At 73.5% G+C, this 25,673-nt stretch carries 24 protein-coding genes; 20 read left to right on the top strand and 4 right to left on the bottom strand.

Features of this window, described 5'->3' with window-relative positions:
* Positions 1 to 138: 138 nt before the first annotated feature.
* The 6 genes from ABT296_RS26690 (at position 139) to ABT296_RS26665 (ending at position 5,243) form a co-directional block, all read left to right on the top strand.
* Positions 139 to 1,239 (top strand): hypothetical protein, encoded by a 1,101-nt coding sequence (locus tag ABT296_RS26690; protein WP_351931177.1) that lies wholly within the window; start codon positions 139 to 141, stop codon positions 1,237 to 1,239.
* A 161-nt stretch (positions 1,240 to 1,400) separates the two neighbouring features.
* Positions 1,401 to 2,135: a D-Ala-D-Ala carboxypeptidase family metallohydrolase gene (locus tag ABT296_RS26685; protein ID WP_351931176.1), complete on the top strand. Its 735-nt coding sequence runs from the start codon at positions 1,401 to 1,403 to the stop codon at positions 2,133 to 2,135.
* 37 nt (positions 2,136 to 2,172) lie between these two features.
* Positions 2,173 to 2,694: an SMI1/KNR4 family protein gene (locus ABT296_RS26680; RefSeq protein ID WP_502977332.1), complete on the top strand. Its 522-nt coding sequence runs from the start codon at positions 2,173 to 2,175 to the stop codon at positions 2,692 to 2,694.
* Between the two features lie 91 nt (positions 2,695 to 2,785).
* Positions 2,786 to 3,982: an MFS transporter gene (locus ABT296_RS26675; protein ID WP_351931175.1), complete on the top strand. Its 1,197-nt coding sequence runs from the start codon at positions 2,786 to 2,788 to the stop codon at positions 3,980 to 3,982.
* 91 nt (positions 3,983 to 4,073) lie between these two features.
* A complete protein-coding gene (locus tag ABT296_RS26670) occupies positions 4,074 to 4,655 on the top strand; it encodes a sugar O-acetyltransferase (protein ID WP_351931174.1) in 582 nt (193 codons plus the stop codon).
* A gap of 12 nt (positions 4,656 to 4,667) precedes the next feature.
* On the top strand, positions 4,668 to 5,243 hold the full coding sequence (locus ABT296_RS26665; protein ID WP_351931173.1) for a TetR/AcrR family transcriptional regulator: 576 nt from the start codon (positions 4,668 to 4,670) through the stop codon (positions 5,241 to 5,243).
* On the opposite strand, the gene ABT296_RS26660 is transcribed toward ABT296_RS26665, so the two are convergent.
* Positions 5,227 to 6,897 (bottom strand): alpha/beta hydrolase, encoded by a 1,671-nt coding sequence (locus ABT296_RS26660; protein ID WP_351931172.1) that lies wholly within the window; start codon positions 6,895 to 6,897, stop codon positions 5,227 to 5,229. The two genes, ABT296_RS26665 and ABT296_RS26660, sit on opposite strands and share 17 nt — an antisense overlap.
* 45 nt (positions 6,898 to 6,942) lie before the next feature.
* Positions 6,943 to 7,482 (bottom strand): DUF2269 family protein, encoded by a 540-nt coding sequence (locus ABT296_RS26655; protein WP_351931171.1) that lies wholly within the window; start codon positions 7,480 to 7,482, stop codon positions 6,943 to 6,945.
* Positions 7,483 to 7,876: 394 nt separating this feature from the next.
* Between ABT296_RS26655 and ABT296_RS26650 the strand changes: the two genes are divergently transcribed.
* Positions 7,877 to 8,533, top strand: coding sequence for an NADPH-dependent F420 reductase (locus ABT296_RS26650; protein WP_351931170.1), 657 nt, complete (start codon positions 7,877 to 7,879; stop codon positions 8,531 to 8,533).
* 45 nt (positions 8,534 to 8,578) lie between these two features.
* Here ABT296_RS26650 and ABT296_RS26645 read toward each other — a convergent pair whose 3' ends face one another.
* Positions 8,579 to 9,430: a hypothetical protein gene (locus ABT296_RS26645; protein ID WP_351931169.1), complete on the bottom strand. Its 852-nt coding sequence runs from the start codon at positions 9,428 to 9,430 to the stop codon at positions 8,579 to 8,581.
* Between the two features lie 291 nt (positions 9,431 to 9,721).
* Between ABT296_RS26645 and ABT296_RS26640 the strand changes: the two genes are divergently transcribed.
* From ABT296_RS26640 to ABT296_RS26615, 6 genes are read left to right on the top strand one after another with little or no spacing between them, the layout of a single operon-like run.
* Positions 9,722 to 10,510 (top strand): GntR family transcriptional regulator, encoded by a 789-nt coding sequence (locus tag ABT296_RS26640; RefSeq protein ID WP_351931168.1) that lies wholly within the window; start codon positions 9,722 to 9,724, stop codon positions 10,508 to 10,510.
* Between the two features lie 39 nt (positions 10,511 to 10,549).
* Positions 10,550 to 10,777: a 4Fe-4S dicluster domain-containing protein gene (locus ABT296_RS26635; RefSeq protein WP_016437651.1), complete on the top strand. Its 228-nt coding sequence runs from the start codon at positions 10,550 to 10,552 to the stop codon at positions 10,775 to 10,777.
* A gap of 14 nt (positions 10,778 to 10,791) precedes the next feature.
* Entirely contained in the window at positions 10,792 to 12,129 is a 1,338-nt protein-coding gene (locus tag ABT296_RS26630) for an ABC transporter substrate-binding protein (protein ID WP_351931167.1), read from the top strand.
* Positions 12,126 to 13,010, top strand: a complete 885-nt coding sequence (locus ABT296_RS26625) for an ABC transporter permease (RefSeq protein ID WP_351931166.1) — start codon at positions 12,126 to 12,128, stop codon at positions 13,008 to 13,010. The genes ABT296_RS26630 and ABT296_RS26625 overlap by 4 nt, the downstream gene beginning before the upstream one ends.
* The gene (locus tag ABT296_RS26620) at positions 12,994 to 13,749 is read left to right on the top strand and encodes an ABC transporter ATP-binding protein (protein ID WP_351931165.1); all 756 of its coding nucleotides are present in this window, start codon (positions 12,994 to 12,996) and stop codon (positions 13,747 to 13,749) included. Before ABT296_RS26625 ends, ABT296_RS26620 begins: the two co-directional genes overlap by 17 nt.
* 11 nt (positions 13,750 to 13,760) lie before the next feature.
* Positions 13,761 to 16,529 (top strand): fumarate reductase/succinate dehydrogenase flavoprotein subunit, encoded by a 2,769-nt coding sequence (locus ABT296_RS26615; protein ID WP_502977330.1) that lies wholly within the window; start codon positions 13,761 to 13,763, stop codon positions 16,527 to 16,529.
* 83 nt (positions 16,530 to 16,612) lie between these two features.
* On the opposite strand, the gene ABT296_RS26610 is transcribed toward ABT296_RS26615, so the two are convergent.
* The gene (locus tag ABT296_RS26610; protein ID WP_351931164.1) at positions 16,613 to 17,902 is read right to left on the bottom strand and encodes a sulfite oxidase; all 1,290 of its coding nucleotides are present in this window, start codon (positions 17,900 to 17,902) and stop codon (positions 16,613 to 16,615) included.
* 560 nt (positions 17,903 to 18,462) lie between these two features.
* Here ABT296_RS26610 and ABT296_RS26605 point away from each other — a divergent pair.
* The 7 genes from ABT296_RS26605 (at position 18,463) to ABT296_RS26575 (ending at position 25,615) form a co-directional block, all read left to right on the top strand.
* Positions 18,463 to 19,026, top strand: a complete 564-nt coding sequence (locus ABT296_RS26605) for a winged helix-turn-helix domain-containing protein (RefSeq protein ID WP_351931163.1) — start codon at positions 18,463 to 18,465, stop codon at positions 19,024 to 19,026.
* Between the two features lie 21 nt (positions 19,027 to 19,047).
* The gene (locus ABT296_RS26600) at positions 19,048 to 20,199 is read left to right on the top strand and encodes an acyl-CoA dehydrogenase family protein (protein WP_351931162.1); all 1,152 of its coding nucleotides are present in this window, start codon (positions 19,048 to 19,050) and stop codon (positions 20,197 to 20,199) included.
* Between the two features lie 36 nt (positions 20,200 to 20,235).
* Positions 20,236 to 21,018, top strand: a complete 783-nt coding sequence (locus ABT296_RS26595) for a sulfite exporter TauE/SafE family protein (RefSeq protein ID WP_351931161.1) — start codon at positions 20,236 to 20,238, stop codon at positions 21,016 to 21,018.
* Between the two features lie 380 nt (positions 21,019 to 21,398).
* Positions 21,399 to 22,472 (top strand): ABC transporter substrate-binding protein, encoded by a 1,074-nt coding sequence (locus ABT296_RS26590; protein ID WP_351931160.1) that lies wholly within the window; start codon positions 21,399 to 21,401, stop codon positions 22,470 to 22,472.
* 5 nt (positions 22,473 to 22,477) lie between these two features.
* Positions 22,478 to 23,326, top strand: coding sequence for an ABC transporter ATP-binding protein (locus ABT296_RS26585; protein WP_351931159.1), 849 nt, complete (start codon positions 22,478 to 22,480; stop codon positions 23,324 to 23,326).
* On the top strand, positions 23,323 to 24,225 hold the full coding sequence (locus ABT296_RS26580) for an ABC transporter permease (RefSeq protein ID WP_502977329.1): 903 nt from the start codon (positions 23,323 to 23,325) through the stop codon (positions 24,223 to 24,225). The genes ABT296_RS26585 and ABT296_RS26580 overlap by 4 nt, the downstream gene beginning before the upstream one ends.
* A 46-nt stretch (positions 24,226 to 24,271) precedes the next feature.
* Positions 24,272 to 25,615, top strand: coding sequence for an LLM class flavin-dependent oxidoreductase (locus tag ABT296_RS26575; RefSeq protein WP_351931158.1), 1,344 nt, complete (start codon positions 24,272 to 24,274; stop codon positions 25,613 to 25,615).
* Positions 25,616 to 25,673: the final 58 nt, after the last annotated feature.

Below are 25,673 nucleotides of genomic sequence, written 5' to 3'. Positions count from 1 at the left end.
CACAGTAATCAAGGATGTGTCTCCGGTATATGCCCCTTACGAGTGACCGCCGGAGATCGTTCGGGCCTCGACTTCCCAGGTGGCGGCGCTTGTAGGATGCCCTTCGCATCGGGAGGGCCGGCACGGGGGGCGTGGGGCATGGACGGTGGCAGGCGGGGCGGGCCGATCCGGTTGTTCCGGCGTCGCCGCACGGAGCAACTCGCGGCGGTCGACGCGGAGATCACCGACTTCGGCGAGGCCCTCGCGCGGTTCGAGTTCGCCCCCACGGGCACCCCCGCCGACGACGCCGTCCTCGCCGACTACCGGCGCGCCCTGGACGCCTACGACCGGGCCAAGCGCGACTTCGTCGGCGACCGCGACCGCGAGGACGCCGCCGACGTACTGCGGGCCCTGGACGACGGACGCCGCGCACTGGCCCGCGCCGCGGCCCTGGCCTCGGGTCAGGAGCCGCCGGAGCAACGGCCCGCGTGCTTCTTCGACCCGCGGCACGGCCCGTCCACCACGGACATCGCCTGGGCCCCGGCGGGCGGCGCGGCGCGCACGATCGCGGTCTGCGCGGCGGACGCCGTACGTATCGAGGACGAACGCTCGCCCCGGACCGCCCCGGCCGGCACACAACTCCTCCGCCGAACGGGCTCCCCGGCGCCCCGCACCTCCTCCGATCCGCTGCCGAAGTGGCTGCTGTACAAGGAATGGCCGCCGGACACCCCCGTCACCCGGTGCGTGCGCGGCAGCGGCGACCGTGAGGTGGAGCTGCTGCGCGCCGACCCGGCCGAGCCGGTGCTCCTGATCGTGCGCGCCTTCCGCGACGGCGCGGGACAGGCGTACCTCGACGGGCCGGCGGGCCCGCGCGCACTGTTCGAACGGCGCGTTGAGCGGGTGGTGATCCCGGTGCCGCCCGACGGCGAGCGCCAGGTGCGGGTGCGGATGGAGTCGTCGGGGACCTGGCACATGTGGCTCCAGTCGCCGGAGCACGTCCGGACGGCCGGGCACACCCTGCAGGCCAGCGGCCCGTACGTGTTCCGCTACCCGGGGGCGCCCGGGGAGATCCGGTTCAGCCATGTCGGCGGCGGGCCCTTCGCCGTAGAGGCGCTGGACGGGCGGCTCGCCTCCACGGCAAGGCTGTTGAGCGGCAAGGGGACCTGCCAGGTGCAGGGGCTGCTGCCCGGACCCGGCCTGTACCGCGTGCTGTCGTACGCGCGGTGGGAGGCGGCTCTGATGCCGGGGAACCCGGCCTGACCCGGGCCGCCGCGCGCCGGGACGAGCGATACCTCCGACCTTCACCAGTCCGCCACCGGCGCGCCGTTGACGCGCGTAGCGCGGAGCCTCAGGCTTGGCCTGGACCGCCGTCGAGGCACGGCGGCCACACGTGTACAGCAGTCGACGGCCCGGAGGTCGGAATGCTCAGACGAATGGCACGTTCCCTGATTGCTTTTGTCATGATCACGTCGGGTGTGGTGGTCGGTGTGGGCGCCACCGCCGGCACCGCGCACGCCGACGAGTGCTACACCTGGAGCCGCACCCTGTCCCAGGGCTCCTCGGGCGGCGATGTGACACAGCTGCAGATCCGCGTCGCGGGCTGGGTCACCTCCGGCGAACGCCTCTCCTACGACGGGGAGTACGGCGCCCGGACCGCGGCCGCCGTCAAGAAGTTCCAGTCCGCGTACGGGCTCACCGCCGACGGCGTCGCCGGCTCCCAGACCTTCAGCAAGCTCTACGCGCTCCAGGACGCGGACTGCACCCCGGCCCACTTCAGCTACGCCGAGCTCAACCGCTGCAACTCCGACTGGTCCGGCGGCGCCGTCTCCGCGGCCACCGCCAAGGCGAACGCGCTGAAGACCATGTGGAAGCTGGAGGCCATGCGGCACGCGCTCGGCGACGTCCCGATCAGCGTCTCCAGCGGCTTCCGCTCCTACGCCTGCAACAGCGCGGTCGGCGGCTCGTCCACCAGCCGCCACCTGTACGGCGACGCGGCCGACCTCACCGGCTCCCCGAGCCTGTGCCGACTCGCCCAGCAGTCCCGCACACACGGCTTCTCGGAGATCCTCGGCCCGGGCTACCCCGGCCACAACGACCACACCCACGTCGCGTTCGACCCCTCCCCCTACTGGTCCGCCCCCACCTGCGGCATCTGAGCAACGTATTGTCGGAGCCGGCGGCTAGTCTGCGCGCGTGAACGAGATCAGCGCCCACGACCGCGCACTGCCGCCGGCCCTCGCCGAGATGGCGGCCACCGAGTTCGACTACGACGACGGCATCGACTTCGAGCCGTACGACGCCTTCGAATCCGCCGAGGAGACCGCCGACTGGCTGCGCAGTTGGACCGGTAACCAGACCGTCGACGGCTCGGCCTACCGGGTCTTCGGACAGGACGGCACCGGCGGTCTCGCCGCCCTGTGGTGCGTACGCCCCGGCCGGCCCCTCGTCGAACAGCCGGTGGTCTTCCTGGGCTCCGAGGGCGCCCGCGGCGTCGTCGCGGGGAGCCTCTCCGACTTCCTGTGGGTGCTCGCCGACGGCATCGGGCCGATGGAGGCCGTCGAGTACGACGACCACTCGGGCCGCCCGCACGCGGCCCTGACCGCACTGGCCGAGCGGCACGCGAGCACCCCGTGCCGCGCCGCCGAGGCGGTCGTCGCCGGGGCCCGCGCGGAGTTCCCGACGTACGCACGGGACATCGACGCCCTCTGCCGGTGACAACCCCCGCCCGACCGGCCCGACCGGCACTGCGGATCTTGCGAGCACCCTGGAGTGTACGTTCGTACGCTCAGGCTTTAGGCTGCCGGGCATGACTCTCGACGTAGTGCGCCGGCCCGCCCCGGCCGAGCGGCGGGCCAGAGTGGCCGTCGCCGTGCTGTTCTTCACCAACGGCGCCCTGTTCGCCAACCTGCTGCCGAGGTATCCGCAGATCAAGGCCGACCTCGGCATCGGCAACGCGGCCTACGGGCTCGCCGTCGCGGCCTTCCCGGCGGGCGCCATCGCCGCCGGGCTCGCCGCCGGAGTCCTCATCCGGCGGCTGGGCTCGGCGCGGGCCGCGGTGGGCGGGACCCTCGTCACCGGGGCCGGGATCCTGGTGGCGGGCCTCGCCGACTCGGTCGCCCTGTTCGCCGGGGCGCTCTTCATGGCCGGAGCGATGGACGCGATCACCGATGTCGCCCAGAACGCCCACGGTCTGCGGGTGCAGCGCCGCTACGGACGGTCGATCATCAACTCCCTGCACGCCGTCTGGTCCGTCGGCGCCGTGACCGGCGGCGCGATGGCCGCCGGGGCGATCGCGCTCGGCCTGTCCCGGGGACAGCATCTGGCCATATCGGCGCTGCTCTTCGCGGTCGCCGCGGTCGGCGCGCTGCGCTTCTGCCTGCCCGGGCCGGACACCGAGCCGGAACCCGAGGAGGGCACGGGAACGCGGGCGGGGGCCGGGACCCCGGCGCGCGGGACGGCGTACGTGCTGGCCGCCCTGGTGCTCATCGCCACCGCCGGGACGCTCGTCGAGGACGCGGGCAACTCCTGGGCCGCGCTGTATCTCTCCGACTCGCTGAACGCGTCGGTGACGGTGGCGGCCACGGGCTTCATCGCCCTGGTGGGCGCGCAGTTCGTCGGACGGCTCGTCGGCGACAGGCTGGTGGACCGGTTCGGCGAACGGTCCGTGGCGCGGGCGGGCGGCGTCATCGCCGCGGCCGGCATGGGGCTGGCGCTGGCCGTACCGACCGTGGGCGGCACCGTCCTCGGTTTCGCGGCGGCCGGCTTCGGTGTGGCGACCCTGGTACCGGCGGCGATGCACCAGGCCGACGAACTGCCGGGCCTCAAGCCCGGTTCGGGACTGGCCGTCGTCTCCTGGCTGATGCGCCTGGGATTCCTCTGCTCCCCGCCCGTGGTCGGCCTCATCGCAGACGCGACCAGTCTGCGCGTCGGCCTGCTGGTGGTCCCCGCGGCCGGAGTCCTGGTCCTGCTGCTGTCCGGAGTGCTCCCCACCCGGCGGAAATAGCCCGGCCGTCCGGCTCGACGCGGTCGGCGGCCGGGGCACCCGACCTCCGGAATCCGCGCCGGGACACACCTCGGAGTGTACGATCGTACACATGGCCACGGACTACTTCGCGGACGACCCCCGCACCCAGCTCGAACGCATGACGGCGGGCGACCTCTACATCGCCGACGACCCCGAGATCGCCCGCCGGCAGCAGCGCGCCGTGCGACTCGCGGGCCGCTACCAGGCCGCCTATGCCGAGGACGCGGAGGGCGCCAGGAGCCTGCTCGCCGAACTCCTGGGCGCGCTGGGCGACGAGGCCCATGTGCGGCCCCCGCTCTTCGTCGACTACGGCAGCAACATCACCGTCGGCGCGCGGACGTTCGTCAACTTCAACCTCACCGCGCTGGACGTCGCCGCGATCACCATCGGCGAGGACTGCCAGATCGGACCGAACGTCCAACTGCTCACCCCCACGCACCCGTTGGAGCCGGAGCCCCGGCGGGACAAGCTGGAGGCGGCGCGGCCGATCACCATCGGCAACAATGTGTGGCTGGGCGGGGGTGTCATCGTGCTGCCGGGCGTGAGCATCGGCGACGACTCCGTCATCGGTGCCGGGTCGGTGGTGACGAAGGACGTGCCCGCCGGGGTCGTCGCCGTCGGCAGCCCCGCCCGTGTCGTCCGCACTCTCTGAAAGCGTGTCGCCATGGCCACCGGACAGACCGATCCCCAGCGCCGCGAGCGGATTCTCGCCGCCACCCTGGACCTCGTCGCCGACGAGGGGGTGGCGGGTGTCTCCCACCGGAAGATCGCGGCGCGGGCCGGGGTGCCGCTGGGGTCGATGACGTACCACTTCAGCGGCATGGACGAGGTGCTGCGGGAGGCGTTCGGCCGGTTCGCCGATCACATCGTGGCCGTCTTCGACTCCTACCTCACCCCTCCGCAGGGCCCCGAGCAGGCCCGCGAGGCCGTCACCGACCTCGTCCACGCGCTGTCCGCGGGCGGTGGCCGCGACCTCGTCCTCACCCATGAGCTGTACACGCTCGCGGCGCGCAGGCCCGCGTACCGTGAGCTGACCGACGCGTGGATGCGGCGCAGCCGGGTCCACCTGGAGAAGCACTTCGACCCGGACACCGCCCGTCAGCTGGACGCGCTCATCGAGGGGCTGACCCTGCACCGGGCGCTCTCCCGCGAACCGCACGACCGGGCGCTGACCGCGGAGGCGGTCACCCGGATCACCACGCCGAGCGGCTCCTCCGCCAACGTCAGCCCTCCGCGATGACCTGACGCAGGCGGGCGAGGTCCTGTTCGGTGACGTCGGTCGGCTTCAGGACCGCGTTCCAGGCGTCGACGTACTCGGTCCGGTAGCGGTGGCCGTGGCCGGCCGGGACCTCGGTGGCGAAGGGCAGGTCGGCGGTGATCTGCCAGAACGTCACGAACGGCACCCAGAACATGTCCTCCAGGACGTCGTCGCCGGGTGCCTCGCCGATCCAGTCCGGCTCCTCCAGCACCAGGTGCGGGCCCCACCACACGATCGGGTCGGACGGGTGCAGCAGGTACAGGACCCGGTTGCCCTCCCAGGATTGACCGGTCGGAGGAATCGCCGCGCCCGGGTCCGTGGCGAAGCGCACCGTCCGGCCGTCCCGGAAGACGGGCCGCACCTCCGGGGTGCCGGGTTCGCGGTCGTCGGTGAACTCGCGGTACAGGGTGTTGAAGTTGGGCGGGCCGGTGAAGAGGGTGCCGGAGGTGCGGTTGCGCAGGTCGTACTCGCCGCTGAAGGCCGTCTCCCCGCCGAACGATCCGAGGGACTCGCCGGTGACGTACAGGCGGGGCCGGTCGTCCGCGGGGAGCCGGGACCAGGTGTCGTAGACGGCGTCGAAGAGTTCGCGGCCCGCCGCCCGGGCCTTGGACTGGTCGACCAGGTAGGACAGCCAGGACGGCAGGTAGGAGTACTGGAGCGCCACCGTGGCGGTGTCGCCGTGGTTGAGGTACTCGAAGGTGTCGACGCAGGCGGGGTCGATCCAGCCGCTGCCGGTGGAGGTCGCCACGAGGAGGTTGGCGCGCTCGAACCCGCCGGCCCGGCGCAGGTCGGCGACGGCGCGTGCGGCCCGTTCCTCGGTGTCGTCGGAGGTCTGGAGACCGGCGTAGGCGCGGATCGGTTCCCGGGCGGGACCGGATGTGACCGTGGTGATCTCGGCGGCCGAGGGGCCCTTGCCGATGAAGACGCGGCCCTCGCGGCCCAGCGAGTCCCACGGGACCAGGGACCCGGGACCGCCCGAGCGCAGCGCTGTCGTCGGTTGTTCGATGCCCGGCGGGGTCTCGTCGTCCCGCAGGGAGAACGCCTCGTTGACCGCGCCGACGAAGCCTTCGAGCAGGACTCCGCTGACGATCAGCCAGGACGTGCCCGCGACGAGGAGCCAGCCGGTGGCCTTCGCCGCCCGTTCGCCGATCCAGCGCCTCAGATGCCGGGAGACCCAGCGGTACAGGGCGCGCACGCCGCGGCCGGTCAGCAGCAGGAGGGCGAAGACCAGCAGGGCGATGAGGGGTGAGAGGACCGCCTGCGGGATGTTGTAGTCGGTCACGCCCATGAGGTCGCGGATCTCGTGCTGCCAGTACTGCCCGAACCCGAAGGCGACGGCGAAGAGCGCGCTCCCGCCGATCAGGAACACCGGCCAGGACCAGGGGCGGGCGGGGCGCGGACCGCGGTCGGCGAACGCCCGCCAGATCACCGCGGCGAGGACGCCCAGGCCGTAGCCGATCGCCGCGTTGATGCCGCAGATCAGGCCCTGGAGCACGCCGCCGCGCGGGAGGAGGGAGGGGGTGAAGGAGAAGCAGGCCAGCAGGAGGGCGCCCCAGCATCCGGGCAGTGTGACGCGCAACTGCCGCCGCCATCGGCCGGTTGGCGCGGGCTTCTTCTCCACCGGCTGCTCGGTCATGGTGCCTCCGCCGGAATCGTCTCCCGGGGCCGCGTCCGCCGCCAGTCAGGCCGTACGGCGCACCCGGCCGGGGTCGGCGGCCGGGGCGCGGGCCGCGCTCCGCAGGCGGCGGCCGCGCCGGGTCGGGCCCCAGGGCTTGAGGACGGACAGGGCCGTCATGAAGACATAGGCGGTCAGGGAGACGATCGGGCCGAACAGCACGTCACCGGGGTCGGGCAGGGGGCCGCCCGACGACACGGCGGCGACCGCGGTGTTCACGCCGGGGCGCAGGGCGAAGACGGTGGCCGTGGTGGTCGCCAGGGTCAGCCAGAACTTGGTGTACACCCACTTGTGGCGCGCCAGCCCCCACTGGGTGCCCAGGGACAGCAGCAGACCGCTGAGGAGGGTGAGGAGGGCGGCGGGGAGCAGGATCCAGTCCGCGAACAGCTTCATGGCCCGCACCGACGCCTCCACCGTCGCGGCGGAGCCGCTGCTCGCGGCGGTCGCACCGAGGGCGAGCAGGCCGAGGCTGAGGCCGAGCCAGGAGGCGGAGGCGACGACATGGACGACGAGGGTGGCCCTGCGTGCGGGGCGGCTGAGTTTCACACGGCCCAGGGTGCCGAGCGGTCGCGGGCCCGGCGTCCGCCGGCGGGAGCAACCTCGGATACTCGCCGGGGCGTACGCGGGCGGTGTGGGGGTGCTCCTCGGGTGGGGCCGGGGCGTCGTCGTCGGGGTGCGGGCTGCTGGACCGGTGCCGGGCTTCGGGCGGGTCCCCCGTGGAGCGCCTGGTGCGGGGCCACTCGGCCGGTGCCGCCGGAGCGTACGCGGTCATCGGGCGCCTCCCCCGTGAAGCCGGGCGTACGCCACCGATGCGGGCTGCTCGGCCGGTGCCGCCGGAGCGTACGCCGCCGTTGCCGGGTCGCTCCCCCGGTGGCGCGGCCCGCGTCCCGGGCCCATGGGACTACGACTTTCGTTGCGTCCGGGCCGGGACCCGAGCCCGATGGGCCGTGCGGCGGAGCGGGTTAGCGTGCGAAGCATGCGTATAGGAATCCTTGGCACCGGCAATGTCGCCCGAGCGCTGGCCCACGGCTGGAGCGCGGCGGGCCACGACGTACTCCTCGGCTCCCGCACGCCCGGCGAGCGCGGGCATCTCGGTCTGCCCGTGGCCGGACTGGACGAGACCGTCGCGCACGCGGACGTTCTCGTCAACGCGACCCCGGGCAACGTCTCCGTGGAACTGCTGCGCTCCGTGGGGGCGTCCGCGCTGGCGGGCACCGTGCTGATCGACGTCGGAGTGGGCCTCTCCGACGACTACACCGAGCTCTCGCACCCCAACAGCAGTCTGGCGGAGGAGATCCAGGCCGCGTTCCCCCGGACTCCCGTCGTCAAGACGCTGTGCACGATGGACTCGACCGCGATGGTCGCTCCGGCCGGACTCGACGGACCGAGCACGGTCTTCCTCTCCGGGGACGACGCGGAGGCCAAGCGGACGGCCGGGGCGCTGCTGGCCGACCTGGGCTGGCCGCCGTCGTCCCTGCTGGACATCGGGGGCATCACCAGCGCCCGCGGGCAGGAGCACTTCGCGCTGCTGTTCATGGGGATCGCGAACGGGCTGGGGTCCCACACCTTCAACATCAAGGTGGTCACCGCGCCCTGACACCGCGCCCTGAAGGGTCTCCCGTCGCGTCACCCGGCCGGGGCGTCACGAATCCTGCCGGGCCGCCGGCCGGGCGGCGGCTTCCTCCGCGCGGCGGGCGGCCTCGCGGACCCGGCGTTCGAGGGTCCGCAGCCGCTCCCGGGCCGCACGCTCGGCCTCGCGGGCCTGTCGGCGGTCCTCCCTGACGCGGCTCAGTTCCTCGGTCAACTCGCTGATACGGGACTGGAGTCGGGCGGTGCTCTCCTCGGTCGTCGCCGCTTCCCGCGCGGCCTGTGCCGCCTCCTCCTCCAGTGCGCGCAGTTCGCGGGCGGCCGTGTCGGCGGCCCGGCGGGCGCGGGCCAGCTCCTTGTCGTCGCGGTGCGCGGCCGGTCGGGGCTCGGGCCGGGGTGCCGGACGGGGGCGGTGCGGCACGGCGGGGCCCGCCTCGGGGAAGCCCACGACCGCCTCGAACGGTCTCACCAGCCGCCCCTCGGCCCATTCCCGGGCCGCCTCGGGGTCGGCCAGTACGGCATGCAGGATCGTCTCCACCTCGCGCCCGACGCCCGCCCCGACCGGATGCCCGGCCCGCGCGGCCAGCGCCCCGGCCTCCCGGGACACCGCGCGCACCAAGGTCCGCTGCCGGCCGGAGAGTTCCCGCAGCCGTGCCCCGTCCAGGTCGTGATGGGCCTGCCGCAGCCCCTCGCCGAGCCGGAGCAGGGCCGCCACCTCGTCGGGGCGCGCCCGGACCAGGAGGTTGCTGACCCATGCCGCCAGGCTGGGGCGGCGCAGCCGGCCGATCCGCTCGGCGAGCGCCCGGTCGCCCGCGGTGCGGGCCGCGGCCACACGCGCGGCGCGCGCCGCCGTGAACTCCTCCGGCCGCAGCGCGTACAGCTCGTCGGCGACGGTGTCGAGGTCCACCGGGCTCCTGTCGACGCGGGCGCGAGATCTCCCTTGGAGACCTCCCTCCGAGCGTAGGAGGGACACACACGGGGTGCGCGTCGGCGGGAGCGGGCGCCATGACCGCCGCGACCGGAGCCGGGGGCACCCGGGACCCCTGGGGCCGAACCGGGCCCGCACGGTCTCCCCGCGCTGGCAGATCTTGCCGGACGGCGAGAGAAAGGCCAGGTCAGGGCAGTAGCGGGCGGTGCGTCAGGTGGCGCAACAGTTCCGCAACACCACTATCCCTACCGGATGAGTATGGTTCAGGCCATGCCTCCCACCGACCGTATCCGCGAGCACGCCGGGCAGGGCGCGACCACCGTCGCCGCCCACCGCGCGCGACGCCGGCTGCGCGCGGACCGGGCTCGGCAGCTCGCGGATCTCGTACGCCACCAGATCCTGGGCGGCTGCTTCCCCTCGGGCGCCCTCCCTCACGAGTCGACCCTCGCCGAGGAGTACCGGGCGACCCGCAACACCGTCCGCGAGGCCCTGGACCTGCTGCGCGCCGAGGGCCTCGTGGAACGCCAGCCCGGGGTCGGCACGGTGGTCGTGGGGCGCAAGTACCCGCACGGCCTGGACCGGCTGATGGGCCTGGCGGAGACCCTCCACGAACACGGCAGGGTCACCAACGAGGTCCGCACCATGGGCCCCGCCCCGGCGCCCCACCCCGTCGCCGACCGGCTGGGCGTGCCGCCCGGCACCGAGGTCCTCTACTTCGAACGCCTGCGCAGGCTGGGCGGGCTGCCGCTCTCCCTCGACCTCACCTACATCCCCCTGGACATCGGCGCCGGCCTGCTCGGCGCGGACCTGGAGAACACCGACGTCTTCCGCTTGCTGGAAGCCGTCACCGGGCAGCGGCTCGGCCATGCCGAGATCACCCTGGAGGCGGTCAACGCGGACGCCCACTCCGCGGCCGTGCTCCAGGCGCCGCGCGGCTCGGCCGTGCTCATGCTGGAACGCCTCACCCACCTCGCCGACGGCCGCCCGGTCGACCTGGAGTTCATCCGGTTCCGCGGCGACCGCATCGCGATGAGCGGTCTGCTGCACCGCTCCCTCTGACCCGCCCTCCCCAAGAGTCCGACCTCCCTGGAGACAGCCATGCCCTTGGCGCCCCAGCGGGCCGACGTGCCCGTGACCATCGACGAGTCGAAGTGCATCGACGGCTGCACCCTCTGCGTGGACATGTGCCCGCTGGACTCCCTGGCCATCGACGACAGCAGCGGCAAGGCGTACATGCACGTCGACGAGTGCTGGTACTGCGGCCCGTGCGCGGCCCGCTGCCCCACCGGGGCCGTCACGGTCAACATGCCCTACCTGCTCCGGTGAAAGGCCCCGCCACCATGAAGCGCACCGCAGTTGCGGTCTCCACGGCCGCCCTCCTGCTCCCGCTCGGCGCCTGCGCCACCGGGGCGGGCGCCGGCTCCACCGTCACGGTCACCGTCGGCTACCAGTCCAAGACCATCAACACGGTCACCGCCGGCACCCTTCTGCGCTCCCTCGGCTACTTCGAGGAGGAGCTCAACTCCCTGGGGGACGGCCTCACCTACAAGGTCGTCTGGCAGGACTACGCCACCGGCGCCCCCATCACGGCGCAGATGACCGCCGGGAAGATCGACATCGGTTCGATGGGTGACTTCCCGCTGCTCATCAACGCGGCCCGGGGCCAACAGCTGGGCCGCCCGACCCACTTGGTGTCCGTCACCGGCTACAACCTGCGCGGCGGACTCAACACCGTGGTGACGGCGCCCGGTTCGGGCCTCGACGAGCTGAAGGACCTCAAGGGCAGGCGGGTCTCCACGAGCGTCGGCTCGGCCGCCGACGGCACGCTGGTGCGGGCCCTGCAACGGGCCGGGATCGACCCGGACCAGGACATCGAGAAGCTCAACCAGCAGCCTGCGGTGGGCGCTTCGGCCCTGGCCGCGGGGAGCGCGGACGCGCTGTCGCAGTTCGTGGCCTGGCCGGGGCTGCTCGTCCACCAGGGCAAGGCGAAGGCCCTGTACGACGGGGCGGCGCTGAACCTGCCCACCTTCCACGGGGTCACCGCGCGCGAGGACTTCGCCGAGGAGCGGCCCGAGGTGCTCCAGGCGTTCCTCGAGGCACAGGCCCGGGCCACCGACTACCTCGACGACCGCCCGGTGGCCGCGGCGGAGAAGGTCGCCGAGGCCACCGGTCTGCCCGCGGAGGTGGTGTACCTCTACAACGGAGCCCACGGCATCGCCACCTTCGACCCGGTCATCAGACCGCGGCTGGTCTCCGCGCTGAAGAAGGACGTCGCGGTCCTGAAGTCGGCGGAACTGACCGGCGACGTGGACGTGGACGCGTTCGTGGACGACCGGTACGTCAAGCGGGCGCTCGGCGCCTCCTACGCCGAGCGGCTCGCGGCACCGGCCCCGGCGCCCGCGAGCGAGGTGTGGCCGAAGGGCTCCGCGAAGACCCGTACGTTCGACTCGCCCGGCGAGCTGCTGACGTACGTGGCGGCCCACCCCGACGGGGTCCGGGCCGCGTACGTCCCCGACACCACCACCGGCACGCAGTGGTTCGCCGACCGGGCCGTATGGGTGGCCGACGGGGACCGGCTGCTGCCCTTCGTCGCCCCGGCGGCCGCCCGCTCCTACACCGAGGCCCACGACGGAGCGCGGGTCGTCACCTACGCCGAGGCCCTGGAGCGTGCCGCGTGAGCCGGCCCGCGCCGCGCCCCGTGCGGTACGCGCTGCGGGTGTCCTCGGTCGCGGCCGCGCTCGGCCTGTGGCAGCTGCTGACCGCCCTGGACGTCGACCTGTGGCTGCGGTTCTCGCAGTTCCCCACGGTCACCGACGTGGCCCACGCCTTCGCCGGCCGGCTCTCCGGCCCCGACTACTGGACGGACCTGACCGACAGCCTCACCCGGATCCTCGCCGGCTTCCTGCTCGCCGCGGTCCTCGGGGTGGCCGCGGGTGTGCTCGTGGCGCGCTCCCCGCTGGCCGAGGACCTGCTCGGCCCGCTGCTGGAGGTGGTCCGCCCGATCCCGGCCATCGCCCTGGTGCCGGTGGCGATCCTGCTGTTCCCCTCCAACGAACAGGGCATCGTCTTCATCACCTTCACCGCCGCGTTCTTCCCCGTCCTGGTCTCCACCCGGCACGCGGTGCGCGCGCTGGCCCCGGTGTGGGAGGAGGCGGTGCGCACCATGGGCGGCGGCCGGTGGCGGATCCTCGGCTCGGTGGTGCTGCCGGGCGCGCTGCCCGGCATCTTCGGCGGGCTCTCCGTCGGCATCGGCGTCTCGTGGATCTGTGTGATCTCCGCCGAGATGATCTCCGGCCAGTACGGGGTCGGCTACCGCACCTGGCAGGACTACACGGTCGTCGACTACCCCGCCGTGTTCGTCGGCATGGTCACGATCGGCGTGCTGGGCTGGCTCACCTCGACCGCCGTGGAGCTGCTGGGCCGCCGGCTGACGCACTGGCTGCCGCGGACGTCGTACGTCCCCGTCGGGCGGGCTCCGCGCCGGACGCGAACCGCCGCCCCGACCGGCACCGCCGGACCCAAGGCCGAGGAGAACGTGCCCCATGACCAGCTCGTCTGACGTCCGCGCCGGAACCCGGCTCACCCTGCACGGCGCCGTCCTCGGACGCCCCGGCGCGCCGGTCCTCGAAGGCGTCGACCTCGACGCGGTGCCGGGCGGGATCCTCACCGTGGTCGGGCCCTCGGGCTGCGGCAAGTCGACGCTGCTGCGCACGCTGGCCGGGCTGCTGGCGCCCCTGGGCGGTGAAGTGACCCAGGACGGCGGCCCGTTGACCGGGCCCGCCGCCGACCGGGCGCTGGTCTTCCAGGAGGACGCCCTGCTGCCCTGGCGCACCCTGCGCGCCAACGTCGAACTGCCCCTCGCCATCGCGGGGTTGCCGCGCGCCGAGCGCCGGGAGCGGGCCGAGGGATGGCTGGCCCGCGTCGGTCTGAGCGCTCACTCCCGCCACCTGCCGCACCGTGTCTCCGGCGGGCAGCGCCAACGCGCCCAGCTGGCCCGCGCCCTGGCCGCGACGCCCCGGGCCGTCCTGATGGACGAGCCGTTCGGCGCGCTGGACGCGCAGACCCGCGCCGGGATGCAGGACCTGCTGGTGGAGGTGTTGCGCGGGACGGGCGCCACCGTCGTCTTCGTCACCCACGACGTGGACGAGGCCCTGTTCCTCGGCGACCGGGTGGCGCTGCTCGGCGCGGGCCGACTCGTCGCCGTACGGGACGTGCCGCGGCCGCGGGAGCGGGCGGCCCGTGACGATCCGGCGCGGGCCGCCCTGCGGCGCGAAGTCCTCACCTCACTCGGCTCCTGAAAGGCACCCTGGTGGACACCCCCCTGAAGATCCCGGCCCTGTCCGACGCCGAGGAACTGACCTGCGACGTCCTGGTCATCGGCGGCGGGACCGCCGGCACGATGGCGGCGCTGACCGCCGCCGAGCGGGGCGCCGACGTCCTGCTGCTGGAGAAGGCGCATGTCCGTCACTCCGGCGCCCTCGCGATGGGCATGGACGGCGTCAACAACGCGGTCGTGCCGGGCCGCGCCGAACCCGACGACTACGTCGCGGAGATCACCCGCGCCAACGACGGCATCGTCGACCAGTCCACGGTCCGGCAGACCGCCACCCTCGGCTTCGCGATGGTGCGGCGCCTGGAGGCGTACGGCGTGAAGTTCGAGAAGGACGAGCACGGCGAGTACGCGGTGCGCCAGGTCCACCGCTCCGGCTCGTACGTGCTGCCGATGCCCGAGGGCAAGGACGTCAAGAAGGTCCTGTACCGGCAGCTGCGGCGGCGGGAGATGCGGGAGCGGATCCGGATCGAGAACCGGGTGATGCCCGTGCGGGTGCTGACGTCGGGCGGGAAGGCGGTGGGGGCGGCGGGATTCCACACCCGCACGGGTGCCTTCGTCACCGTCCGGGCGGGCGCCGTGATCCTCGCGACGGGAGCCTGCGGCCGCCTCGGCCTGCCGGCATCGGGCTATCTGTACGGCACGTACGAGAACCCGACGAACGCGGGCGACGGCTACGCGATGGCGTACCACGCGGGCGCCGAGCTGACCGGCATCGAGTGCTTCCAGATCAACCCGCTCATCAAGGACTACAACGGTCCGGCCTGCGCGTACGTCGCCAATCCCTTCGGCGGCTACCAGGTCAACCGGCACGGGGACCGGTTCGTCGACTCCGACTACTGGTCGGGGCAGATGATGGCGGAGTTCGCCGCGGAGGTGGCCGGTGACCGGGGCCCGGTGTACCTGAAGCTGAGCCATCTGCCGGAGGAGTCCGTGGCGGCCCTGGAGTCGATCCTGCACTCCACCGAGCGCCCCACCCGCGGCACCTTCCACGCGGGCCGGGGCCACGACTACCGCACCCACGACGTGGAGATGCACATCTCCGAGATCGGGCTGTGCGGCGGCCACTCGGCCTCGGGGGTACGGGTCGACGACCATGCCCGGACGACCGTGCCACGGCTGTACGCGGCCGGGGACCTGGCCTGCGTGCCGCACAACTACATGATCGGGGCGTTCGTCTTCGGGGACCTCGCCGGTGCGGACGCCGCCCGGTACCGGGCCGGCACGGGCCCGCTCCCCGACGACCAGCTGCGCGAGGCGCACGAGCTGATCTACCGTCCGCTGCGCAACCCCGACGGTCCGCCGCAGCCCCAGGTCGAGTACAAGCTGCGGCGCTTCGTGAACGACTACGTCGCCCCGCCGAAGTCCGGCGCCCGGCTGTCGCTGGCGCTGGAGGCGTTCGAGCGGATGCGGGCCGATGTCGCGGACATGGGCGCCCGCACCGCGCACGAGCTGATGCGCTGCGCCGAGGTCACGTTCATCCGGGACTGCGCGGAGATGGCCGCCCGGGCCTCCCTGGCCCGCACCGAGTCCCGCTGGGGCCTCTACCACGAGCGTCTCGACCATCCGCGCCGGGACGACGCGTCCTGGTTCCACCACCTGGACCTGCGCAAGTCCGCGACGGGGGCGATGGAGTTCACGGCCCGCCCGGTGGCGCCCTATCTGGTCCCGGTCGAGGAGTACAGCCCGGTCGGCGGCCCGTCCCGGCACCTCGGCGAGGTCCGTCCGGAGCAGGTCGCGACCGCGGGCGCCCGGGAGGCGGCACCGGTGGCGATCGGCGCGAGGCCCGCTGCGGGCGCCGTCGGGGGCGGCACCGGCGCTCCGGCGGACGGGCCCGCCACCCCGCGTCTGCTGGGGCTCCTCTCCCTCGCGGAGGACGAACCCGGGTTGCGGGAACTCGCTCCCTACCTGTCCGACCCGGACCCGACCGTACGGCGCACCGCGGTGACCGTGCTGACGGAGACCGCGCCGCGGGGTGCCGGCCCCGCGCTGGCCGCCGCGCTCGACGACGCCGACGCGGGGGTCCGCTCGGCGGCGGCCGCCTCCCTGCGGGAGCTGGTGGAGACGCTCGATCCCGAACCGGCCCTGCGGGACGGGCTCGCCGCCGCCCTGTCCGGGGCGGACCCGGTGGCCCGCGCGACCGCGCTGGACGCCCTGCGCGTCCTCGGTCTCGGGGGGACCGGGCTGTTCGTGAACGCCCTGTCCGACGCCGACATCGCCGTCCGTGTCGCGGCGGTGCGTGCGCTGGTGTCGGTCGACGCCGGCGCGGAGCTGGCCCGCGCGGCCGCCGACCCCGCCCGCGAGGTCCGCGTCGCCGTCGCCAGGGCGCTGGCCACGGTGAGCGGGCGGTGGTCCGGCGAGGGTCCGCCGGAGGGCGGTCCGCCGGCGGTCCTCGCCGCACTGACCGCGCTGCTCGACGACCCCGACGCACTGGTGCGTGGCGCCGCCTACGAGGCGCTCGGCACGACCGGCTGCCCGGACGGGCTCGCCGTGCGCGCGGTGGCCGCGCTGTCCGAACCGGCCTGGCAGGTGCGGGCCGGAGCGGCCGTCGCGCTGTCCCTGGCGGAGCGGGGGACCGCGGTGCCGGCCCTGGCGAAGGCGCTCGCCGACCCGAACGCCGACGTGCGCAAGGCGGCCGTCGCGGCGCTGACCCGGCACCGCTCGGGCGAGGACGCCCGGGCCGCCCTGGCCACGGCGACGACGGACCCGGACCCGGACGTCCGGGCGTACGCGGCCCGGGCGCTGTGAGCGCCGAGGGCTGCGAGCGCCGGGGCTGGGAGGACCGGGCCCCGTGAGCACCGGGCGCTGTGAACGCCACCCGGTGACCGCCGTCAGACGACGGTCACCGGATGCCGTACCACCGCGTCGAACAGATAGCCCTGCGTGTTGTGCACGGCGGTCACGGGCTGGGTGCGGCCGGCCGTGTCGGTGGCGCGGGCCAGCAGGTGTGTGGCACCCGGCGTGTCGGGTTTCCAGGCGACGGACCAGCGGGTCCAGGTGTCCGGGCGGGGCCGGTCGTGCAGCCGTGCCCTGCGCCAGCTCGCGCCGCCGTCGGTGCTGACGTCGACGCGGGCGACGCCTCCGGCGCCCGACCACGAACGGCCGTGCAGGACCTGCCCCTGTCCCGCCGGGAAGGTGGCGCCGCTCGCCAGCTCGAAGGCGGACTTGATCGTCTGCCGGGTCAGCGGCGCGCTGCCCTCCACGGGGTGGGCGGCGCCGAACAGCCGGTAGAAGGTGGTGTTCCACGGGGAGAACAGCGGCTGCGCGGACACCTCGATGTCCCCGACCCACTTGATGGAGGAGATCCCCACCCACGAGGGCACCAGCACCCGCACCGGATACCCGTGGTCGTGCGGCAGCGGTTCGCCGTTCATCTCGTACGCGAGGACCACGTCGTCCAGCGCCTTGGCCAGCGGCAGCGGACGGCGCACCCGGCCGAGGCTCTCCCCGCCGCTGATGAACTCGGCGTCCAGGCCGCGCGGTTGGACGTCGACGGCGCGCGGGGACAGGCCCGCCCGGCGCAGCACGTCGGCGAGCCGGACCCCGCGCCAGCGGGCGACGCCGATCGCGCCCAGCGTCCACGCGGTGCCGCTGACCGTCTCGCCCTGCTGACTCGTGTAGAAGGAGCGGCCGTTGCCGGCGCACTCGACGAACGCGGTGCGGGTGACGGCGGGCAGTGCGCGCAGGTCGTCGTAGCCGAACTCCACCGGCCGGTCCTCGGCGGGTGTGCCGCGCAGGCCGCTGCCCCACAGGCGCAGCCGCCACTCGTCGGCGTCGAGGACGGGGGTGGTGGTGTGGTTGCGGACGAAGAAGAGTTCGTTGGGGGTGTGGTGGCCGGTGCCGCGCAGGGCCTCCCAGCGGGTCTCGGCGTTGGTGCCGCGCTGGACGAACGACTCCGGCGGCAGCGGTTTGACGATCGGGGTGGTGGCGGCCCGGGCCGGGGGCGGAGCGGGCAGTGCGGTGACGGCGGCCGTGGCGGCGAGCAGGGTGAGCAGCCGGCGGCGGCTCACCCCGTCCGCCCGTGCCTCCCCGGCGAGCCACTGGCGCAGTCTGCGCCGGTCGTAGGCGGTTTCGTCGTGGCGCGATACGGGCGGGGGCGACGGCACGGCGGGCGTGGGCATGGTGGGTCCTCTGCGTCGGTGGGAGTACCAAGTGCGCGGGCGGCCGTGGGGAGGCGGGGGCGACCGGACGCCTTCGCGGGCACGCCCGTCGGGCCTGACAGGAGGGCGGAGCGGGTCAGCCGGGGAACGGACAGAGCGCGGCGGCGACGCGGACGAGGTCCACGGTGCGGCGGCGCGTCAGGGGTTCCGGCTGCGGCATGGCGGGATGCAAGCACGCGTCGTGTGAACGTGTCAACGCGGCCGAACCGCAGTGGTGTTGTGTTCGTCCGGCGCTCGGCCGGTCGCGCGTGAGACCTTCCCCACTTTCCCTATCGAGTTACTAGGGAAGGCTTGACGGAGTGCCGCCGAAAGCGCAGCATGATGCCCATGTCCCGTAAGCAGCAGCGACTCGTTCGTCGTCGGCATGTCGACTTTGGTCACGTCGTCAGTGCCGCCTGCTGTCTGGCGTAAGGCACCCGGCCCACCCGCGGGCCCGTGCCGCTCCGCCACCTTTCCCCGGTGATCCCAGGCGCATCCCGCCGTCATGCCCGGGGCCCACACACTCCAGAGGGACTACCGCCATGACCACGGCACTTCCGGCCCAGCCCGCTCCGCTCGACCCGCTGCTCTTTGACCCGCTGCGCCGCCTTCGCCTGGTGGGCGGCCCCACGCACGTCACGGACGGCCACGCCTCCCCGCCGCTCGTCGGCTACCTCGTCCTCGTGCCCGAGGGCACCGACCCCGCCGAACTCTTCGCCAAGGACGGGCCCCGTCCGGAGATCCGGCCCGTCGCGACGCCGGCCGCGTCCCCTGTCCACCGGTCGCCCGACGGTGTCGTGCGGATCGACCCCGCCCGCCGTGTCGCGGAGGTCGACGGACGCGAACTCGACCTCACCTACCTGGAGTTCCAACTGCTGGCGCATCTCGTGCTGCGGCCGCAGCAGGTGCACACGCGCGACCGGCTGGTGGCCGCCGTGTGGGGCTACGACCACGTCGGCGACGGCCGCACCGTGGACGTCCACATCGCCCGGCTGCGCCGCAAGCTGGGCGCGGCGCACCGGGACCGCATCGTGACCGTCCGGCGGGTGGGCTACAAGTACGTGCCCGCCCTGGCCGAGGACGCCGACTCCGCCCCGCGCGGCTGAAGTTCAGGAGCAACCGTTCCCATGGGTCCCGCCGCCGTGCCGCCCCGCGCAGTCCCCTCCCCCGACGGCCCCGGCCACGCGCACCGGCTGCGGGCGGCCGAGGAGACGGCGCGGTCCCTGGCCGTCGACGCCGCGGCCAGGGAGCGGGACGGCCGGGCGCCCCTGCGTGAGGTGTCCGCGCTGCGCGAGGCCGGGCTCCTGACGCTGCCGCTCCCGGCCGGCCCGCAGGACGGCGCCGCCGGCTGGGCCACCGCGTACGCCGTCGTGCGGGAGATCGCCGCCGCCGACGGCCCGGTCGGGCAACTGCTCGCCCGCCACTGCTTCCTGTCGTGGAGCGCCGGGCACCTGGCCGGTCCCGGCGCCGCCCGCCGCACCGCCGAGCGGTCGGCCTCCGAGCGGTGGTGCTGGGGTGGCGGTTACGCCCCGCAGGAGCCGCCGCTGTTGCTGGCCCGCACCTCCGGCGGCCTGGTGCTGGACGGCCGTCAGAGCTTCTCCACGGGGGTCCTGGTCGCCGACCGGCTCGCCGTGCGCGCCGTCCGCGAGGACACGGGCGAACCCCTCGCGGTCGTGGTGGATCCCGGCCATCGGGGCGTGACCGTCGCCGGTGACGCCCTCGGCCGACGGCTCGCCGGCGGGGGAAGCGTGGAGTGCTGCGACGTCCCCGTCGCCGCCAACGACGTGCTCGGCTCCCTGTCCACGCACGAGGACCGCCTCTCACCCCGGGCCGCCCTGCTCTCACCGGTCGGACAACTCCTGTCCGTCCAGGTCCTGTTGGGCACGGCGGATCGGCTGCTCACCAGCGGGAGCGGAAGCTCCCCGCACGGCCTCGGCGCCTCGGCCGCGTACGGGGAACCCGCAGCCCTCGCCCGCTCCGCGGCCGCACTCGCCGATCGGGCGGTCGACGCCGTACGGGCCGCGCTGGACCTCGGCGACGGGATCGGCCGGGACGGGTACGAGCGGACCGCCGCCCTGGTGACGGCGGCCGGTGCCGCCGCCTCACGGGCGGCGCGCGAGACCGCCGTCCGTGCCCTCGGCGTCGCAGGCGCCCGAGCCGCCTCCGCCCGGCTGGGCCTCGACGGCGACTGGCGCGAGACCCGGGCCCACACCTGGTACGAACCGTTCGGCGACCCCCTCGCCGACGGAGCCCGCCCGCCGTTCGCCCTGCCCGCCTGACCCGGCGGCCGGGAACGGAACCGGGCGGGGCGCGGGATGTCCTGGGCGACGCTGTCGGGCGGGCTGGCGCTGGGCCTGCTGTGCGCGGTGCTGACCGCGCCGGTCGGGGTCTCCGGCGCGGTGTTCCTGCTGCCCGCGCAGATGACGGTGCTGGGGGTGCCCAGTCCCGCGGTCACCCCCACCAACCTGCTGTTCAACGTGGTGGCCGGGCCAGGCGCCCTGCTGCGCTACCGGCGTACGGGCCACCTGTTCACACCGCTGACACGGCGGCTGCTGGCCGGCACCCTGCCCGGAGTGGTCGTCGGCGCCGTGATCCGGGTCTTCGCCGTCCCCGACGCCGTCGTCTTCCGCCTCCTGGTCGGCGCGCTCCTGATCCCGCTCGGCCTGTGGCTCGTCGGGCGCACCCTCCGGCCCGGCCGACGGCCGCCCGCCCCGGAACCCTCCCCGCGCACGATCAGCCGGCTGGCGCTGGCCGTCGGTGTCGTCGGCGGGGTCTACGGCATCGGCGGGGGTTCGATCCTCGGGCCCGTCCTGGTCGGCCGGGGCATGTCCGTCGCCCGGGTCGCCCCGGCCGCCCTCGCCTCCACCTTCGCCACCTCGGTCGTCGGCGCCGCGACCTTCGCCCTGCTGTCCCTGGCCGGTTCCGGGGACATCGCCCCCGACTGGTACCTGGGGCTGGCCTGCGGTCTCGGCGGGCTCGTCGGCGGCTACCTCGGGGCACTTCTCCAACCGCGCCTGCCCGAACGGACGTTGCGGCTGCTCCTCGGCACACTCGCGGCCGTCCTCGGCAGCGGTTACCTGGTGCAGTCACTGGTCTGACCAGCCCCACCGCGGTCTCGCGCGCGGGATTGTGAACGGCCCACTGCGCCCGTATGTCCGCGCGTTGAGAACATGATGCGCGGGACCGATTCGCATTGACCCGGCCGGAATCCGCTGCGACGCTCATTCCGTGAGCAAGTCCGAGAACGAATCCGCGCAGCCGAACGTCGATCAGCGACGTCAGGCCGGCGCCCCGTGTGCCGCCGGTTGTCACAACCGCTGACCCGGCCGCACAGTTCCCCTTCGCTCCCTTTTCCGCAGTAGGCCCGCCCGGCGAGCCACTGCTTTCACGAACGCCGAACGTGCGTAAAGGCGCTGCATTTGACGGCGTTTCGTCGGCGTTTCCCATTCCCGCCCGGTTTTCCGAACAGGACTCTTCCATGGCTGTCACGACCGCATCGACCCGACGTCAGTTCCTCACCCTGCTCGGTCTCTCGACGGTGGTGGTGAGTTGCGGCACGGCCGTCACCGGAACCTCCGCCGGGAAGGGGCAGACCAAGACCCTGCGGTACCAGGGCTGGGCCGGCCAGGTGACCCTGCCCGAACTGGCCGAGGACCTCGGCTATCTGGGGGACGTGAAGCTGGAGTGGGTCGGCAACACGATCAGCGGCCCGCAGGACATCCAGTCCGCCGCCACCGGCCAGACCGACTTCGGCGGCGCCTTCAACGGCGCGGTCGTCAAACTGGCCGCGAACAAGGCCCCCGTCAAGGCGGTCATCAGCTACTACGGCTCCGACAAGTACGCCTACAGCGGCTACTACGTCCTCGAGGACAGCCCGATCCGCTCCCCACGGGACCTGATCGGCAAGAAGGTCGGCATGAACACCCTGGGCGCCCACGCCGAGGCGATGCTCGACATCTACCTCCAGCGGGGCGGCCTCTCCCAGGCCGACATCGACAAGGTCGAGCCGCTGGTCGTGCCGCCGGTCAACGTCGAGCAGTCGCTGCGCCAGAAGCAGATCGACGTGGCCGTGCTCAGCGGCGTCCTGCGCGACAAGGCGCTCGCCACCGGCGGCATCCGCCCGCTCTTCACCGACTTCGAACTGCTGGGCGCCTTCAGCGCCGGCACCTTCGTGATGACGGACCGGTTCCTCGCGCAGAACCCCGACACCACGCGGACGTTCGTCACCGGCGTCGGCAAGGCCATCGAGTGGGCCCGGACCACTCCGCGGGAGAAGGTCATCGCCCGGATGACGGACATCGTGGAGAAGCGGGGCCGCAACGAGGACGCCGAACCCCTCAAGTACTGGAACTCTTTCGGCGTCGCGGAGACCGCGGGCCGGATCACCGGAAAGGAACTCCAGCTCTGGATCGACTGGTTGAGCGAACGCGGTGACATCAAGAAGGGCCAGGTGTCGCTCTCCGACCTCTACACCAACGAATTCAACACCGGCGGTTCGGACGGCGCCCAGAAGTCCGCACCGGCCGCCACCGCCTCGAAGAGCGGGAGCTGAATTCCATGCCGGAATCGACCGGGCCTCTCACACAGCCCAAAATCGTCTTCGAGAACGTACGGAAGGACTTCGTCGTCCGCGGCCGGGCGGGAGACCGTCAGAGCTCCGGTTTCACCGCGCTCGACGGAATCGACCTGGACATAGCGGCGGGTGAGTTCGTCGTCCTGGTCGGCCCCAGCGGCTGCGGGAAGTCGACGCTGCTGGATCTGCTCGGCGGCCTCGCCCGGCCTTCCGGCGGACGCATCCTGCTGGACGGCGTGCCCGTCACCGGCCCGGGCCTGGACCGGGGCATCGTCTTCCAGCAGTACGCGCTGCTGCCGTGGCGCACGGCCCAGGGCAACGTCGAGTTCAGCCTGGAGGCCACCGGCGTACCCCGCCGTCAACGCGCGGCCCGGGCAAGGGAGTTCCTGGACCTGGTCGGTCTCACCGGTTTCGAGAACCGCCATCCGCACGAGCTGTCGGGCGGGATGCGGCAACGCGTGGCCATCGCGCGCAGCCTCGCCTACGACCCCGATGTACTCCTGATGGACGAGCCGTTCGCCGCGCTCGACGCCCAGACCCGGGAGTCGCTCCAGGACGAACTGCTGCGCATCTGGCAGCGCACCGGCAAGACCGTCGTCTTCATCACCCACGGCATCGACGAGGCCGTCTACCTGGGACAGCGCGTCGCCGTCATGACGTCGCGGCCGGGCCGTATCAAGCAGATCGTGCCGGTCTCCTTCGACAACCGCACGGGCACCGACGATCTGCGCTCCAGCCCGGAGTTCGCCCGGTTCCGGCACGAGATCTGGTCGCTGCTCCACGACGAGGTGGCGCGGGCCCAGCAGTTGGAGAAGGAGGAGGCATCCCTGTGAGCGCGACCACCGGCACAGCCGCCCGGCAGGACCGGAAACCGAAGAAGGTCACCGCCCCGGCCTCCGAAGCCGCGACGCCGAGAGCAGCCGAGGCCGACCGACGGCCGACGGCCCCGTCCTGGGCCCGCCGGCCGGCCCGTCTGCTGCTGGCAGCGGTGACGAAGTCCGTGGCCGTCGTGGCACTGCTGCTGCTCTGGGAGGCCGCGCCCCGGCTCGCGCTGGTCGACCGGACCTTCCTGCCGCCCTTCAGCGAGGTCGCCCAGGCCTGGTGGGGGCTGGCGGTCGACGGGCAGCTCGCCGAGAACACGCAGGCCAGCCTGGTGCGTTCGCTCAGCGGGTTCGGTCTCGCCGTCGCCGTGGCGGTCCCCCTCGGCCTGCTGATCGGCTGGTACCGGCCGGTCGCCGACCTCCTCGGACCGCTGCTGGAGGTGTTCCGCAACACGGCGGCGCTGGCCCTGCTGCCGGTGTTCGTCCTGCTGCTCGGCATCGGCGAGACCTCGAAGATCTCCATCGTGGTGTACGCCTGCACCTGGCCGATCCTGCTCAACACCATCAGCGCGGTCCGCAACGTCGACCCGACCCTGCTGAAGCTGGCCAGGTCGATGGACCTGTCCGCGCCCCGGCTGTTCCAGAAGGTGATCCTCCCGGCCTCGGTGCCGGTGATGTTCACCGGCATCCGGCTGGCCGGCGCGGTCTCGATCCTGGTGCTGGTCGCCGCCGAGATGATCGGCGCCAAGGCGGGGCTCGGCTATCTGATCAACGCCTCCCAGTACAACTTCGCGATCCCGCAGATGTACGCGGGGATCGTCACGATCTCCGCCATCGGCGTCGCCTTCAACCAGCTGCTGGTGACCGTGGAACGGCGGCTGAGCGCGTGGCGCGTGCCGGCCGGCGCGTGAAAGCCCCCTTGTCACCCTCCCCGCCCGCCCCGATCCGAGGTACCTCATGACCACGACCAGCCCGCGCCGGCTCCATCTCAACGCCTTCCTGATGAACGCCGGCCACCACGACGCCGCCTGGCGCCACCCCCGCACCCAGCCCGAGCGCATCACCGACCTGCGCTACTTCCAGCAGCTGGCGCGGACGGCCGAACGCGGCCTGCTCGACTCCGTGTTCCTCGCCGACGGCCTCGCCCTGTGGGGCAAGGTCCGCCACAACGCGCTCGGCGGCTTCGAACCGCTGACCCTGCTCTCCGCGCTCGCAGCGGTCACCGAGCACGTCGGCCTGATCGCCACAGTCTCCACCACCTTCAACGAGCCCTTCCACACCGCCCGCAAGTTCGCCTCCCTCGACCACCTCAGCGGGGGCCGGGCGGGCTGGAACATCGTCACCTCCGGCACGGTCGACGAGGCCCGCAACTTCGGTCAGGACGAGCACCTCGAACACCGGCTGCGCTACGAGCGGGCCCGGGAGTTCGTGGAGGTCGCCACCGGGCTGTGGGACAGCTGGGAGGACGACGCGATCCTGCTCGACCGGGAGCGGGGCGTCTACGCCGACACCGACAAGGTGCACCCGGTCGAGCACCGCGGCCGGTACTTCGGGGTGCGCGGCCCCCTGAACGTCCCGCGCTCCCCCCAGGGTCACCCGCTGCTCGTGCAGGCGGGCTCCTCGGAGGACGGCAAGGAGTTCGCCGCCCAGTACGCCGAGGCCGTCTTCACCGCGCAGCAGACCCTCGGCGACGCCCAGTCCTTCTACAAGGACCTCAAGTCCCGGCTGGCCCGGCACGGGCGCACCGAGGACCAGTTGCTGATCCTGCCCGGCATCGCGCCGGTCATCGGCTCCACCGAGGCCGAAGCCCGGGCACTGGAACAGGAGTTGACGGACCTTCAGGTCCCCGAGTACGGGCTCGCCCAGCTGTCCGGGATGCTCGGCACCGATCTGACCGGGCTGCCGCTGGACGGGCCGCTGCCCGAACTGCCCGAGGAGAGGGACATCAACGGCAACAAGAGCCGCTTCACGCTGGTCGCCGAACTCGCCCGCCGTGACGGACTCACCCTGCGCGAGCTCATCGCCCGGCTCGGCGCGGGCCGCGGCCACCGTGTCTTCGCCGGCACCCCCGAGCAGGTCGCCGACCAGTTGCAGGAGTGGTTCGAACACGGCGCCGCCGACGGCTTCAACATCATGCCGCCGTATCTCCCGGGCGGCCTGGAGGACTTCGTCGACCACGTCGTGCCGATCCTCCAGCGGCGGGGCCTGTTCCGCACGGCGTACGAGGGCCGCACCCTGCGCGAGAACTACGGCCTGGCCCGCCCGGCCAACCGGCACGCCGCCGAGGCACAGCCGGCCTGAGCCCAGGGCCCGGCGCGCCGGGCCCTGTCCCCACCGCACCACTCCCCCGCACGGATCA

Origin of the sequence: Streptomyces sp. NPDC000983, from assembly GCF_040299205.1 — a bacterium.
Lineage (GTDB): Bacteria > Actinomycetota > Actinomycetes > Streptomycetales > Streptomycetaceae > Streptomyces.
The sequence above is the reverse complement of the archived record's forward strand: the minus strand, read 5'-3'. Positions and strand labels throughout refer to the sequence as shown.